11 protein-coding genes are annotated in these 14,139 nt (G+C 65.7%); 6 read left to right on the top strand and 5 right to left on the bottom strand.

Translation table 11 applies throughout. The features are described 5' to 3' along the window. The first annotated feature begins 41 nt into the window (after window positions 1–41). From LDZ24_RS20540 to LDZ24_RS20530, 3 genes are read left to right on the top strand one after another with little or no spacing between them, the layout of a single operon-like run. Entirely contained in the window at window positions 42–1,961 is a 1,920-nt protein-coding gene (locus tag LDZ24_RS20540) for a murein transglycosylase A (protein ID WP_248323956.1), read from the top strand. 24 nt (window positions 1,962–1,985) lie between these two features. Further along, window positions 1,986–2,702 (top strand): response regulator transcription factor, encoded by a 717-nt coding sequence (locus tag LDZ24_RS20535; protein ID WP_248323955.1) that lies wholly within the window; start codon window positions 1,986–1,988, stop codon window positions 2,700–2,702. Beyond that, the gene (locus tag LDZ24_RS20530) at window positions 2,699–3,454 is read left to right on the top strand and encodes a hypothetical protein (RefSeq protein ID WP_248323954.1); all 756 of its coding nucleotides are present in this window, start codon (window positions 2,699–2,701) and stop codon (window positions 3,452–3,454) included. The genes LDZ24_RS20535 and LDZ24_RS20530 overlap by 4 nt, the downstream gene beginning before the upstream one ends. A 42-nt stretch (window positions 3,455–3,496) precedes the next feature. Here the strand turns inward: LDZ24_RS20530 and LDZ24_RS20525 are convergent, their stop codons facing one another. Continuing rightward, a complete protein-coding gene (locus LDZ24_RS20525) occupies window positions 3,497–5,275 on the bottom strand; it encodes a hybrid sensor histidine kinase/response regulator (RefSeq protein WP_248323953.1) in 1,779 nt (592 codons plus the stop codon). A 237-nt stretch (window positions 5,276–5,512) separates the two neighbouring features. On the opposite strand from LDZ24_RS20525, the gene LDZ24_RS20520 reads away from it, so the two are divergent. Further along, window positions 5,513–6,274 (top strand): hypothetical protein, encoded by a 762-nt coding sequence (locus LDZ24_RS20520; RefSeq protein WP_248323952.1) that lies wholly within the window; start codon window positions 5,513–5,515, stop codon window positions 6,272–6,274. 48 nt (window positions 6,275–6,322) lie between these two features. Here LDZ24_RS20520 and LDZ24_RS20515 read toward each other — a convergent pair whose 3' ends face one another. Beyond that, on the bottom strand, window positions 6,323–6,964 hold the full coding sequence (locus LDZ24_RS20515; RefSeq protein WP_248323951.1) for a TetR/AcrR family transcriptional regulator: 642 nt from the start codon (window positions 6,962–6,964) through the stop codon (window positions 6,323–6,325). A gap of 231 nt (window positions 6,965–7,195) precedes the next feature. On the opposite strand from LDZ24_RS20515, the gene LDZ24_RS20510 reads away from it, so the two are divergent. Further along, window positions 7,196–7,669 (top strand): nuclear transport factor 2 family protein, encoded by a 474-nt coding sequence (locus LDZ24_RS20510; protein WP_248323950.1) that lies wholly within the window; start codon window positions 7,196–7,198, stop codon window positions 7,667–7,669. A 22-nt stretch (window positions 7,670–7,691) separates the two neighbouring features. Beyond that, entirely contained in the window at window positions 7,692–9,128 is a 1,437-nt protein-coding gene (locus tag LDZ24_RS20505) for an MFS transporter (protein WP_248323949.1), read from the top strand. 119 nt (window positions 9,129–9,247) lie between these two features. Here LDZ24_RS20505 and LDZ24_RS20500 read toward each other — a convergent pair whose 3' ends face one another. Genes LDZ24_RS20500 through LDZ24_RS20490 form a run of 3 tightly spaced genes read right to left on the bottom strand, consistent with a single transcriptional unit; the run spans window position 9,248 to window position 14,006 of the window. Continuing rightward, window positions 9,248–12,538, bottom strand: a complete 3,291-nt coding sequence (locus LDZ24_RS20500) for an EAL domain-containing protein (RefSeq protein ID WP_248323948.1) — start codon at window positions 12,536–12,538, stop codon at window positions 9,248–9,250. A 10-nt stretch (window positions 12,539–12,548) separates the two neighbouring features. Beyond that, entirely contained in the window at window positions 12,549–12,986 is a 438-nt protein-coding gene (locus LDZ24_RS20495; protein ID WP_248323947.1) for a phosphate ABC transporter substrate-binding protein, read from the bottom strand. Between the two features lie 9 nt (window positions 12,987–12,995). Further along, window positions 12,996–14,006, bottom strand: a complete 1,011-nt coding sequence (locus LDZ24_RS20490; protein ID WP_248323946.1) for a hypothetical protein — start codon at window positions 14,004–14,006, stop codon at window positions 12,996–12,998. Window positions 14,007–14,139 lie beyond the last annotated feature (133 nt).

The following is a 14,139-nucleotide window of genomic DNA, read 5'->3' as shown; positions in this document are numbered from 1 at the left end:
GCGCGGCATGCGAAAGCCGTTCACGGCAGGACGAGGGCATCATGACATCAAGAGCGCGCGGCGCGGCCGCGGAGTCGGGCGGCGCGCCCGGCGCATCTCCCGAAGCCGCGCCTGAGCGTTCCGCTGTCGATGCAGGCGCGGGATCGCGCGCGAGCCTGCCGGTCTTCATCGCGATGATCGCGGGCGTTCTGGCGGGATGCGCGAACCCGCCCCGGCCGCAAGCTACGCAGTCCGAGCAAATTCTGGAGGCCCGCGACCGCGCGCCCGCGCTTGCCGGGCCGGCGGAGGAGACACGCATCGTCAGCGCGGCGGGATCGGGGCCGGAGCCGGGCATCGTGAATCCGCTTCCCGCGAGTCCGTCGGCATCGTATTCCGCCGCCGCCGCGCCCTTCGCCACGAGAAACGCGCTCTACACGCCGGTGCCGTTCGCCAGCGTGCCGGGCTGGACGAGCGATGACGTCGCGCAATCCTGGGATGCATTCCGCCGCGGCTGCGCGGTGCTGAGCGGCAAGCCGGCGTGGGCCGCGCCATGCTCGGCTTCGCGCAGCGTCGATTCGAAGAACACCGCCGCGGTGCGCCGCTTCTTCGAAGACAACTTCACGGTTTATCAGATCCGCAACGTCGACAAGTCCTCGCGCGGCGTGCTGACGGGCTACTACGAGCCTGTGCTGCGCGGCAGCCGCAAGTACGGCGCGCCGTATGTGTATCCGGTCTATGGCGTGCCGCGCGACATGCTGTTCCTCGATTCGCGTCGTCTGCCGCCCAATGCGCGCACCGAGCCGGTCATGGCGCGCATCGAGGGGCGCACGGTCGTGCCGCTCGCGGCCGTCTCGCCCGGCAACGCGAAAGGCGTCTATGCGCTCCAGCTCGGCAACAGCGTGCCCGATATCCGCGACAAGAAGCTGCGGCTGCGTCTCGAAGGAAACCGCATCGTGCCGTATTACTCGCGCGCGCAGATCGAGCGTGGCAGGATCGACGCGCCGGTGCTCGCCTATGTCGCCGATCCGGCGATGCTCTACGCGATGCAATTGCAGGGCGCCGGCAAGATCGTGCTGCCGGACGGCGTGAGCGTCATCCGGCTCGCCTATGCCGAGCAGAACGGCTTCGCGTTCAATCCGCCCGTGGCGAGTGCGTCGACCAAGGGCCGCAAGGTGCTGGTGCGCGGCGTCGAAATCGACCTGGACGAAGGGAGCGTGAGCATGCAGAACGCGCCGGATCACGTCGATGCCCTCGCCTCCGACGACGCGCCGCAGTCGCAACTGCTGCGTGGCGCCGCCGATGCCGATGCCTATGCCGATCCACCCGACGCCGCCCGCGCCGACAACCCGCCCGATTCGCCGCTCTTGCGCGGCTTCAATCTGGCTAAGAGCGCGACGCCCGCGGTCCGGCCGGCGCGCGTGAGCACTTCGCCTGTAATGACGGCGGCCGGTTCAGCGCACGCCGAGACCTTATCCGCTCATACGGCCAATCTGCCGACCGTGCCCGCAGCGCCGCCGCTATCGGGCGCGGCTCCGCTCGGCTATGCCTTCGCGTCCTCGGACCCGAGCTACGTGTTCTTTCGGACCATCCCCGATTCGTCCGCCGGGCCGATCGGCGCGCTCGGCGTGCCGCTGTCGCCGGAACGGTCGGCGGCCGTCGATCCGCGCACGACGCCGCTCGGCGCGCCGGTTTTCATCGACGCGAGCGAGGGCGCGTCGCCGCTCGCGCGGCTTCTGATGGCGCAGGACGCGGGCGGCGCGATACGCGGCGCGGTGCGTGCCGATTATTTCTTCGGCACAGGCGAGAAGGCGCAGCAGAAGGCGAGCACAATGAAGCAGGCGACGCAGATGTGGGTGCTGCTGCCCAAAGGCCTGCGCATCTCCGCGAGGGAGTCGGCGGTGCGCGTGCGCGGCGGCCCGGCCATGCCGGGCGCCGATTGCGTGGTCAGCGATCCTGATCTGTGTGTCGACGATTCACCCTGAAACACGACATTCGCGGGAGAAAACATGAGGTTTCTCGTCGCCGACGACCATGAGCTGATCCGCCAGGCCGTCAAGTCGCTGTTGCGCAGCATCGACCCGGATGCGCAGTTCGACGAGGCCGACAACTGGGAGACGCTCGCCGCCGCCGCTCACCCGGAGGCGAATCACGATCTGGCGATCGTCGACCTGCATATGTCCGGCATGGCGAGCGCGTCGTCGCTGGCGGCGCTCCTGAAGGCCAATCCCGCGCTGCCGCTCGTCGTGCTGTCGGCGGAAGAGTCGGTCGATGAAATGCGCGCGGTGCTCGCCGCGGGCGCGCTCGGGTTCGTGCCCAAGCGCGAGCCGGCCAATGTGATGGTCAAGGCCATCGAGCTCGTCCTCTCGGGCGGCGCGTATGTGCCCATCGAAGCGCTGAGCCTCATCAACACCGGCGCGCCGAACGGTTCCGGCGCGGCGCGGCCCGCGCCCGCCGAGACGTCGCGGCCCATCCGGAGCACGCCCGCCGCGCCGCTGGAGCCGCATCACGTGCATCTGATGGAAAACCTCTCGCCGCGCCAGCGCGAGATCATGCGGCTCGTGCATCGCGGCTGCACGAACAAGATGATCGCGAGGGAATTGCAGGTGGCCGAAGGCACGGTCAAAGTGCACCTCTCGGTGATTTTCCGGGCGCTCGGCGTGCGCAACCGCTCTTCGGCGATCGCGCTCATCAACGGCTGGCTGCAGACGGGGCGCGACCTGTGAGCGCGCCGAATGTGCTCATTGCGCTGCCGACGCATCACGACGAGGTTCACGTCAACTTCGCCTTCTCGCTGATGCAAGCGGCCCGCGCGCTGACCGATGCCGGCTGCGGCTTTCAGACGATGCACGTCGGCTCGTCGCACATCATTCGCGCGCGCAACTTGTTCGCGAGCTACTTCGTCGCGCACGCGGAGTTCTCGCATCTGCTCTTCCTCGACACCGACATGCAGTTTCCGCCGCAAGCCGTCATGAAGCTGCTTGACGCGGGCAAGTGCGTGGCGGGCGTCGCGTATCCGTACCGGCGCGTGAATCTGGACAAGCGGATCGGCGAAACGGACCAGGGCTTGTCGCTGCGCGAGTTCCTCGAAAAGCACGCCGACTACACGGTGCGGATCAAGACGACGGACGATGGCCGCGCGCGGGTGACGGACGGCTTCGTCGAGGCGGAGCACGTGGGCACGGGCATCTTCCTCGCGCGGCGGGATGCTTTCGACATCGCCCTGCCGTTCACGCGATGTTATGCGCCGCCCGAACAGTATCGCGGCGCGCTGCCCGACGGCCGCTTCTACGGCTTCTTCGACACCATCGAAGAACACGGGGCCTATTTGTCCGAAGACCTCTCTTTCTGCCGGCGCGTGCGGCTCGGCGGCGGTTCCGTGTGGGCGCTGGTCGACCAGACGGTCGTGCACTACGGTGCGTCCGAGGTCGCCGGTCAATATCTGCGCGCGCTCGGCATGCGCGGCAACCTCGGCTGACGACTCGGCACGCACGCTCCGGCGCAGGCTCGCGCACGCGCTTCACGCCGCCTCGTTCTCGCGGCCGCGCGGCTGCAGCATCGCCTCGAGCGTGCGGCGCAGGCGCGTCGGCGTGACGGGCTTGTGCAGCACCGGCAAGCCACCGGCCGCCAGCGCCACGAGTTCGGGAGACGCCATGTCGCCGGTGATGACGACGCATGCGGGCTCCTCGTGTCCGCGCCGGCGCAATGCCTCGCGCACGGCCTGCAGCACGCCGACGCCGGTTTGCAAGCGGCCGATCTGGTAATCGCACAGGAGCAGTTCCGGCACGAAACCGTCGGAAATCGCGCGCACCGCGGCGAGTTCGTCGCGGCAACCGCGCACGACGCAGCCCCAGCGCGTGAGCAAGGTGCCGAGCGCGTCGAGATTGGCGGGATCGTCGTCGACGCACAGCACGCGGCGACCCTCGACGAACGCGCTGGTCGCGAGCGGCGCAGCGAGGCTCACGTTCACGAGAGCCGCATCTCCGGTCCTGACGGGCACCCGAACCGTCGTTCCGCGGCCGAGGTCCGACCGCAATGTCAACTCCTCGCCCAGAAGACGCGTGAGCCGCCGCACGGTGGCAAGCCCGAGGCCATGACCCTGACGCAAGACGTGATGCGGCTGCGGCACCTGATAGAAGTCCTCGAATACGAGTTCGTGCTCATGCGGCGCGATGCCGATGCCCGAATCGCGCACCTCGACGAAGCAACGTTCGCGGCTCGCGCCGTTGCGCACGCCGATCCAGACGGACCCGCGCTCCGTGTAGCGCACCGCGTTCGACACGAGATTCGCAATCACGCGTTCGAGCAGCACGGGATCCGTGAACGCGATGCGCGTGGTCGGCGCGATGCGCAACGACAGGCCCTTCGCGGCGGCGGCCGGGCGGAACTGCCGCTCGATGCGCGCGAGCAGTTCGTCCATGCGAAAGTGCTGGGAAATCATCTGCGTTACGCCGCTTTCGATGCGCGCGAGGTCCAGTACCTGATTGAAGAGCTGATTCAGCGCTTCGACATTGCAAATAATGTGCTGCGCCGTTTCATCGCGCTCCGCTTCGCTCGCGTGGCCATCGGCGAGCGCTTGCGCGAGCAGTCCGATCGCATGAAGCGGTTGGCGCAAGTCATGGCTCGCCGCCGCGAAGAAGCGCGTCTTGGCGAGGCTCGCTTCCTCGATCACGCCTTTCTGGCGGGCGATCGTTTCCGCGAGGCGCTGCTGATCGACGCGCGCCTCGACGATGCCGCGGAAGAACGCGCGGTACTGCGCGGCGAACAGATGCAACGCAAACATGAAGACAAGCAGCACGGCCGCCAGTTCGGGCCGGCCGGAAGACGGCTGCGCGAGATGAAGCGCGGCGGCGGGCACCAGCAGTATCGGCACGGCGCTCAAGAGGTTGAGCCGGCTGAGGCCGTTCGCCACGAAGGCGAGCGCCGCGAGCGCGACGAGCAGCACCGTGTGAGCGGCGGCAAGCTCGACCGAATCGTCATGGAATGCGAACCATATGGACAAGCCCGGCGCGACGTGCAGCGCGACGTTCCTCAGCGCGTGCAGGTCGATCCAACGGCGCGCGTCGCAGAACGACGGCCGGTAGCGCCGCATCGCCCAGAGGCCGATCGCGAGACAGTTCGCCATCCCGTAGAACAGGATGCAAAGCGCGGGCAGCCGCCCGGCGTCGGGTCGAGCGAGATACACCGCGCCGAGAAGCGCGATCGCGCAACCGTGCGTGAGGAAGGAGACGGGGTCGGCAGCATAGAGCGCCCTGGCGAGATCGTTGTCGATCTCGCGTTGCTGTTGATCGCCATGCATTCTGTCATCCCCTTCTCACGTTGCCGTCCCGGGTGACATCGAAAAGCGGGCGGACGATCCGAAGTTTGCGATGGCGTGGCCACACGCATGATCCGGCTGGTCCGCTGGCTGAACCGGTTTACCCGAGGGTTTAGACGACGGCTATTACTTAATACATATTGGTCGCTTTGCCGGAGAAAACCATACTCATCACGTTGCCACCGTTATTGGGGGATTGACGAGATGGAGACTCTGACCATGAACGCCGTCCAGGAGAGCGGCGCAAGCTCGATGCTCACCGACCTGTGGCGGCGGCGCACGCATCTCTCCCACGATGAGATGGTGTCGATCTACACCCTCGTGAAGAGCGCGTTGCGCTCTTATTACCCGCCCGAGCTGCAAGCGCTGCGCGAGGACAAGGAAGAACTCATTGCGCAATTCATCTATTCGAAAGTGCTGCGCCTCGAACCCGGCCATACCGAATCGCACGCGAGCGACCAGAGCGCGCCGTCGAGCGGCTATGCGGTGTGTGCCTACTTCAGGCGCTTTCTGATCGACTGCCTGCGCAGCGCGAGCAATCAGCGCGATGTGTCGATGGAAGTGGAAGGCATCGGCGAGCAGGTGGACGAGCACGCGCACGCAGTCGACGATCCCGTTCAGTCAGTACTGATGCAGCACGGGCTCGACGAAGCGCGCGTGCGGCAGCTTGCGCGCCAGTTCATCGGCGGACTGGACAAGTACGAACAGCTCGTGCTCGCGGGCACGCTCGGCTGGTGTTCGGGCGGCAAGGGCGGCCTGTTCGGCATCGCATCGCGGCATCACATTCCTTCGTACCACTATCGTGCGGTGAAGCTCGGCGTCACGCTGAAGAAGTCCGCGCACAGCGAAGACTTCGCGCAGACCAAGATCGGACGATGGATATGCGGCGTGCTGGGCATTGCGATCAGCGCGGACAATCAGAACGCCATTCTGCTCGTGCTGAGCCTGCTCGCGGCGGAGTCCTGTCAGTCTCCCGCGTGACGACGTGAGGGCTTGCAAGGCGGGGGGCTCAGGCACAATGGGTCCGTACTACGTTGCGCCGATGTCCTTAGGCATCGGCCGGTCGCGTGCGGCATCCCACATTCCCATCGCGTCGTTCACGGCCTTCTCGATGACGGCGTACCGAACGCGATCGCGGGCGAGCACAGAGAGTCCCTGGAAAAAGCAGTCGAACGCGATGGACAGCGATGCCGCATCGGTGCTGCTGCGCAGTTCCCCGCTCTTGATGCCGCGCGCCACGCAGGCGCGAAAGCCGGCGCGCGTGCGACTGCGCACCTCGCGAAGCAACTGGGTGACGGCTTCGCTGCCGACGGAGCTGGCTCCGACGACACCCAGCGCGACCATGCAGCCTTTCGGGTGGCCGCTTTCAGTCTGCATCTTTGCCGACCGGAGCAGCGCCAGGAACACGGCCTCCCGTGGCGGAAGCGACGTGTCATGGAGACTCCGGGTCACCTTGCCGTAAATCTCCATGTATCGCTCCAGCGCCTCCTTGTACAGCGCCTCCTTGGACTCGAAGGCCGCATAGAAGCTCGGAGCCGAGATGCCCCCGCCCATCGCCGCCTTCAATTGCGATAAAGACGTCGATTCATAGCCATGTTCCCAGAACAGGTGCATCGCCGAAATGATCGCCGCATCGCGGTCGAACGTGCGTGGCCGGCCCCGCTGAACCATGAACATCCCCGTGAGTGAAAATATACATACTAGTCGATACACAATGTTCGATCAAGTCGCGGCTTGAGAGCGCTTGAGCATGGCAGCGCCGAAAAAAATGCGGTTGACACGCCCTTCGGCGCGCCTCTATATTTGTACCACTCGGTATCTAATCCGAAGCAGCGCGGGGTCACCACACGAACCCCGCATTTTTTTCTTTATTTTTATACCACTCGGTATCTAAATTATCCCATGTCCAAAGAACTCGAAGCACGCCTTGACGCCATCGAAAGCCGCTTTGCCATCGACGCGCTGATCGCCAGCTACGCCGAGGCGTTCGACACCATGAACATCGACCTGCTGGCCACGCTCTGGCATCCCGATTCCAAACTGCTCCTGGGCGCGAACGGCAACTCCGAGGGCCTGGAGGCGATCCTGGCGCAAGCACGCATCAACATGAAGCGCATGCCTCACATGCATCACTGGATGGCGAACGCCCTGATTACGGTAGACGGTGACAACGGCCACGGCGTGGTAGCGGCGGACTGTCTTTTCTATGACGTCGATCAGGGCCCGCTCCAGGTGAGCGGCCAGTACCGCGACGTCTATCAACGGCGCGAAGGCCGCTGGGCATTTCTCGAACGCACCTTCACCATGCACTACGCCACGCCGCTTCAGAACTGGCATCCGGTCATGGGAACGGAACGCTTCGGCCGTCCGGCCTGACGCGGTCCGCGGAGCCAACTTCATGCATACGACAACCTCCTCCACGCGTCGATGGTCGGCGTTCGCGGTCTTGCTGGTGGGCGCGTTTCTGCCTCCGCTCGATTTCTTCATCGTGAACGTCGCGCTGCCCTCCATTCAAAGCACGCTCCACACGAACGCTGCTGAACTGCAACTCGTCATCTCCGGATACGCCGCGGCCTACGCGGTCTTCCTGATCACCGGAGGACGGCTAGGCGATCTCTTCGGCCGACGGCGCATCTTCCTGATCGGCGTCTTGGGCTTCGGGCTAACATCGGTGATCTGCGGCCTCGCATCGTCGCCCGCCATGCTGATCCTCGGCCGCGTGGCGCAGGGCCTGAGCGCCGCCGCGATGGCGCCGCAAGGACTGGCCTCCATTCACGCCCTGTTCCCGGAGAAAGAACGCCCGCGCGCGCTGGGCCTCTACGGCGCGGCGGTGGGACTCGCTGCCGTCGCCGCGCAGGCGCTCGGCGGTGCGTTGATCTCCGCGAACGTCTTTCACCTGGAATGGCGCGTCGTCTTTTTGATCAACTTGCCCGTCGTCGTCGCCGTCCTGTTCTTTGGATTGCCCTTGCTCCCCGACGTCCGCGGTGACAGCCCCGCACCTGTCGACCGCATCGGCGTGCTGCTTTGCGCGCTCACCCTGGGCTTGCTTATCGTGCCGCTGGTCGAAGGGCGCGAGCTGAATTGGCCGTGGTGGGCCTGCGCAATGTTGATCGCGTGCCCCGTGGCCGGGGCAGGCTTCTGCCGGTATGAGGTGACTTACGCCCGTCGAGGCGGCGTGCCCCTCGTGAGCATGGAGCTCGTCCGCAGACCGGGCCTGATGAGCGGGCTCACAGGCGTGCTCTTCTTCTACGTCGTCTCGGCCTTCTTTCTGACGTTCTCCGTCTACCTTCAGGCCGGACTCGGCATGAGCCCATTCGAGACCGGGCTGGTTTTCCTGCCGTTCGGGGTCGGCGCGTTCATCGGGCCGCTCACGACCCCGCTCGCCATTCGCCTCTTCGGCGACCGCGTCCCTGCCATCGGCATGATGCTCGAAGTCGCCGGGTGCCTGCTCCTTGCCGCGCTCGTGGGCGGCGCGCCCGGACAGATGCCGGCTCAGGTTCCGCTGATCGCGGCGGTCGCGCTGCTGGGATTCGGTCAAGGCTGGGCGCTGCCGACGCTCGTGCGCTCGGTCATCAATCGCGCGCCGGCGACCGGTTCCGGGATGATCGCGGGCATCACGAATTCGGCGTTGCAAATCAGCGCGGCACTGGGCGTCGCGGTCATCGGCGGCGTGTTCTTCAGTGTCGCGGGGAATTCGCCGGATTCGTCGACCCTGGCGAGGGCGCTCGTCGTCGCCATGATGTGCATCGGCGGCAGTCTGGCCGTTTCCGCCGTGCTCTCCGTCGTCGCTTCGAGATCGGGCATACGTTGCGCTGCAAGGGCCGCGACTCGTTGAACTCGCCCGACTTTGATTGCACGCCCGTGTGCTCAGCGATGACGGTCATCGAAAGACTGCGCGATCACCGTGCGTCGCTGCGCGAAGCGAACCGATCGCGAGTCTTTCGCTTATAACGGCTATGAATGCGCAACCGTCGCTGCTTCGCATATTTCTGACTGAGATTCCGGCTGCGCTTCCGGCCACGAGAACGGCTGCTGCAACAGCGCTTTCATCGCATCGGGCGTGAGCGGGCGACTGTATCGGTAGCCCTGTATTTCCGTGCAGGCACTCTCGCGAAGGAACGCGAGCTGCTGATCGCTTTCGACGCCTTCGGCAATGACCTTGAGATCGAGCTGACGCCCGAGCGAAATCACCGCCATGACGATTGCCTGGTCGTCGGCCCTGCCCGGCAGTTCGCGCACGAACGACTGGTCGATCTTCAGGCGCGCGATCGGAAAGTGCTTGAGCGCCGAGAGGCTCGAATAGCCCGTGCCGAAGTCGTCGATGGAAAGCTTCACGCCCATCGCCTGGAGATCGCACATCGTCCCTATCGCGCCGTCGAGGTCCTGCATGATGACGCTCTCGGTGATCTCCAGTTCCAGATATTCAGGCGCGAGGCCGCTTTCATCGAGCGCATGTTGCACCTGCTGCGCGAGTCCCTTTTGCAGAAACTGTCGCGCCGACACGTTGACGGCCACGGTCACGGGCGGCAGTCCTTCGTCCTGCCACGCCTTGTTCTGCCGGCACGCCTCGCGCAGCACCCAGTCGCCGATGGGCAGGATCAGCCCCGTTTCCTCCGCGATCGGAATGAACGTCGTGGGCGAGACGACGCCATCGGTCGGATGATCCCAGCGCAGCAAGGTCTCGATGCCGTTGATCACGCGCAAGTCCAGATCGACCTGCGGCTGATAGACGAGACGGAACTCGCCATTGCTGAGCGCGTGACGCAACTGTTCCTGATATCGCAGGCGCTCGTGAACCTTCTGGTTCATGTCGGCGGTGTATGCCTGGCAGTTGTTGCGCCCCTGTTCCTTCGCGTGATACATCGCGGCGTCGGCGTTCATCAGCAACGTGTCGGCGTCCCGACCGTCGTTCGGGTAGCTCGCATAGCCGACGCTGCAGCTGACCTGATAGTTCTGCCCTTGCAGCTTCGCGGGCTGAAGAATCGCCTCGCGCAGCCGCTCGACGGTTTCGACGACGCCCGTGCCGCTCTGATCGTCTTCGAGCAGAACGATCACGAACTCGTCGCCTCCGAGCCGCACGACGGTATCCGTGCTGCGCACCGTCTGAGACATGCGCTCGGCGACCGTCTGCAGCAGTTCATCGCCTGCGCGATGTCCGAGGCTGTCGTTGATGAGCTTGAAGTTGTCGAGATCGATGAAGATCGTCGTCACGCCGCGCCCGTAGCGCTGCGCCTGCAAGAGCGCCTGTTTCAACCGATCCGACAGCAGCGTGCGGTTCGGCAGTCCGGTCAGCGAGTCGTGGTTCGCCATGTGGCGGATGCGCTCCTCGGCCAGGCTTCGCTGAATGGCGATGCCCGCGATGCGCGTGGCGAGCGCGATGGCCTGCGATTCGGCTTCGCTCGGGCGAAGCATGCCGTGCGTGTAGACCGTCACCTCGCCGACGGCCGCGCCGTCCGCCGACAGCACCGGGAACGCCCAGCTCGAACGCACGTCCGCGAGACCGGCGATCGCCAGTTCGCTCGCCACGGCAGCATCGCGCGCGACGTCCACCACGCACACCGGCTGACGCGTGTAGATTGCCTTGCCGCTCAGACGCGCGTCGGCGTTGATGCGCGTTTGTCCCACGGCCTCGTGGAACGTCTCGGGCAGACTCGGCGCCGCCCCGACGCGCAGCAGATGGCTGCCGCCTTCGCGCAGCAACACCGCGCAGCGCGCGCCCGGAATCTGCGATTCAAGCCCGCGCACGATGCGATCCAGCACTTCATCGAGCGGCACGCTCTTCGCGATCATCTCCAGAATGCGGCTCTGCTCGACGCGCCGCGCCTCGGACGACTTGCGAGCACTGACATCGCGCACGATCGCCACCACGCCGCCGTCGACCGGCACGACCTGCCGATACAGCCACAGCGTCTGCCCGTCGGCGCGGCGCTGCTGCCACTCGTGCTCGCGCACTTCGAGCGTGCTCGCCACCGCGACGAACTCGTCCAGCACGCCATCGGCGCGCGCGCCGGCGAAGGCTTCGTCGAGCGCGCTGCCGATCAGCTTCTCGCGCGGCACGCCGAGAATTTCGACGCCACGCCGGTTGGTCGCCTGCAAGACGAAATCGTCGATGACGTCGCCCTGACCTTGCACCGCGCTGAACACGAGGAACGCGTCGATGCTCGCCTCGGAGGCCGCGAAGTACGTCTGCTGGGCTTGCCGTTCGCGCCGCCGGCTCAACGCCAGTTGCCAGCTCGACCGGCTGAGTGCGGCGGCAATCGCGATCACGGCGAGAGTCAGCGCGCCCGTCCATAGAAAGTCTGCGCGCCGCCGTTGGCCGAATTCGGCGAGTTGCTCGTTCTGATCGAGACCGACCACGGCGGTGAGCGCATAGCCGGGCAACTCGCGCACGCTCGTATAGCGGCGTGCGCCCCGGTCCCACGGACGCGCGATAGCCTGCTGCGACGCGTCGCGCACCGTGGCGAGCGCGTCGCCCGCATAGGCCGTGCCCCACGACGACGATTCGCCGATCTGCTCCGCGCGCGCGACACCGTCCGCGCCGAGCACGGCGAGCAGCCCGCGCTTGCCCATGCGCGCCGCATCGTAGTTGCTCGTCAGATACGCCGGATCGAACGACAGCATGACCGCCCCGCCGAAGCGGCCGCTCGTGTCGCGCAGGCGCCGGCTGAACGTCACTTCGGGCGCGCCGTCCTTGCCCGATTGCGCCACGCGGCTCATGAACGGCGCGCGGGCGTCGTACGGGCGATCGCGCTGGGCGGAGAACCACGCTTCGTTCGATGCATCGCTCGGCATGCCTGGCCGATTCGTCGCGACGAGCCGCCCGTTGGCATCGGCGATGGCGATGCGAAATACGATCGACGACGGCAGCAGCCCCTGCTCTTCCAGCCGCGCGAGACTGCTCGCGCCGTTCGCGCCGTACGCGAACTGCACGGTGCGCAGCGTCTGGTCGATGGTCGCGAGGTTGCGCACGAGCTGCGCCTCGTACGTATCGGCGAGTTCGCGGCTCAACTCGGCTGCCGCCACTTCGGCGGCCTGATGCTGCGTGTGGAGGAATTGCAGCACGAGCGTCCAGATGATCGCGAGCAGGAAGCCTGCGAAGACCGGGATCAGCACGTGCGCTTCGAGCGCGCGGCGCGGCTTGCGTTCGCCGCGACCCGTGGGACCGGGCGACGGAGCGAACGAAGCCCGTCCGCCGACGCCTTCGACGAGCGATGCAACTACGCGGGTCTTGTCGAGATCGATCATGAACGGCGGCTCAGGGACGCGGAGCCAGCACGACCTTCACGCTCGCATCGACATCTTTCTTGTCGATGTACGCGATGGCTTGCGGTCGCGATTGAAGGTAGCGCTTGATCGCGGCGGCATCGGCGAGTTCGCGCGGCGGCTGCGCGCGTCCGGTGAAGATCAGCTTCGACCAGTAAGCGCGCAGTTGCGATGCCGACTTGCCCGTGCAGTCGCGATAGAAGTCCGCCCGCAACGCCGAATCTTCCGGCTGGTCGAGCGGGACGGCTTCCTCGCCCGATGGAAAGTAGCCGGTGCGGCCCAGGAAGATATCGGCGACCTGGTTCTCGGTGAGCGACGTCACCGCGTTTTTCGCCGAAACGACGACGACCACATCGGCCATTGCGGCAGACGCGGACAGACCGAGCACGACGGCCATCGCGGTTGACTTAGCGTGTGCGAGCAGCGACATGTCGGCTCCTCAGAACACAAAGTCGAGCGCGGCTGAGAACACGTTGCTTCCGCTTCCCAGTGTGTAGCCCGGCTGCTGGTTGATGTAAGTGCCCGTCGAGTTCGAGGGCAGCCAGACATGGTCGAACTGCACCTTCAGGTCCACGTTCTTGACGAAGTCCCAGCGCACGCCGACGGAGACGTCGCGCTGACCGTTGTTGTAATTCGGAATCGCGACCGTGTGATCGAGGCTGTGTTCCTCGGCGTAGGTCGCGTAGAACGTCGCTTTCGCATAGCGCACGCCGCCCGTCAAATACCCGCTGACGTAGCCGGGAGTGACCTGCGCGGTCGTCACGCGGGCAAGCTCTGCCTGCATGAACCATCGGCCGGGGTCGTAGCTTGCGGCGACTGTGTAGACGTTGACCGGCTCGTCGGGCAGCACCGACAACTTGACGGTCGCGTGCTGGTAGCCCGCGTGTCCGGTGAAGTTGCCGAACTCCACGGTGTCGTCGAGACTCAGAATGCCCTTTCCCTCAGTCCGGGATGCTCCGGGATTCACATGCAAGACCGTGTAGCCGTACGCCACGCGCACGGTATTCGACACGCCGCGCGCGCCGAAGCGGTACGAAACGTCCGCGCCGTCGCTGTTGGTGAGCGGCTGCGTGTTGTACAGCTCGACCGGCAGGCGGACCCAGGGAAACGCATAGCCGACGTTGCGATACTCCGAGTTGAGGAAAGTCGGCAGCTCGATGCGCCCCACGCGCACGCTGAAGTCCGGCGTGAAGGCGTATTTGACGTTCGCCCATTCCAGACGCGGCTTGAATGAGTTGTCGTACTCGTGCTGCGCGAGCACCTGAATGACAGCGGACAGCTTGTCGGTGAAATGCGCGGACAGTTGCACGCCCAGCTTCGAATCGCTCTGGAAATCGTACTTCCGCGTGGCGCCAGCGCCGTTCGGCTGAAGCGAGCTGTCGATGTAATCGGCCGTGTCGAGCGTCGAATGCGCCATGCCGAGCGTGCCGAAGCCGCTCAGCGTAAACATGCTGCGTGAGTCGTCGGCGCAAGCGGGCAACGAAGCCAGCATGCTTAAGCCGAAAACGGCTATGCGCGTGGTGCGAACAAGCCGCTGGTCGCTAAAAATCATTGGCAAGCACTGAATCATGAGAGAGAAATGT

This window comes from Caballeronia sp. Sq4a, assembly GCF_023170545.1.
Classification (GTDB): Bacteria; Pseudomonadota; Gammaproteobacteria; order Burkholderiales; family Burkholderiaceae; genus Caballeronia.
Note: the sequence above shows the minus strand (reverse complement) of the source record. Positions and strands in the feature narration are given on the sequence as shown.

Coding starts and splice junctions, on each gene's coding strand:
- LDZ24_RS20525 (WP_248323953.1), bottom strand. CDS start 5,275: ATGCATGGCGATCAACAGCAACGCGAGATCGACAACGATCTCGCCAGG.
- LDZ24_RS20495 (WP_248323947.1), bottom strand. CDS start 12,986: ATGTCGCTGCTCGCACACGCTAAGTCAACCGCGATGGCCGTCGTGCTC.
- LDZ24_RS20515 (WP_248323951.1), bottom strand. CDS start 6,964: ATGGTTCAGCGGGGCCGGCCACGCACGTTCGACCGCGATGCGGCGATC.
- LDZ24_RS20505 (WP_248323949.1), top strand. CDS start 7,692: ATGCATACGACAACCTCCTCCACGCGTCGATGGTCGGCGTTCGCGGTC.
- LDZ24_RS20520 (WP_248323952.1), top strand. CDS start 5,513: ATGAACGCCGTCCAGGAGAGCGGCGCAAGCTCGATGCTCACCGACCTG.
- LDZ24_RS20510 (WP_248323950.1), top strand. CDS start 7,196: ATGTCCAAAGAACTCGAAGCACGCCTTGACGCCATCGAAAGCCGCTTT.
- LDZ24_RS20500 (WP_248323948.1), bottom strand. CDS start 12,538: ATGATCGATCTCGACAAGACCCGCGTAGTTGCATCGCTCGTCGAAGGC.
- LDZ24_RS20535 (WP_248323955.1), top strand. CDS start 1,986: ATGAGGTTTCTCGTCGCCGACGACCATGAGCTGATCCGCCAGGCCGTC.
- LDZ24_RS20490 (WP_248323946.1), bottom strand. CDS start 14,006: ATGTTTACGCTGAGCGGCTTCGGCACGCTCGGCATGGCGCATTCGACG.
- LDZ24_RS20540 (WP_248323956.1), top strand. CDS start 42: ATGACATCAAGAGCGCGCGGCGCGGCCGCGGAGTCGGGCGGCGCGCCC.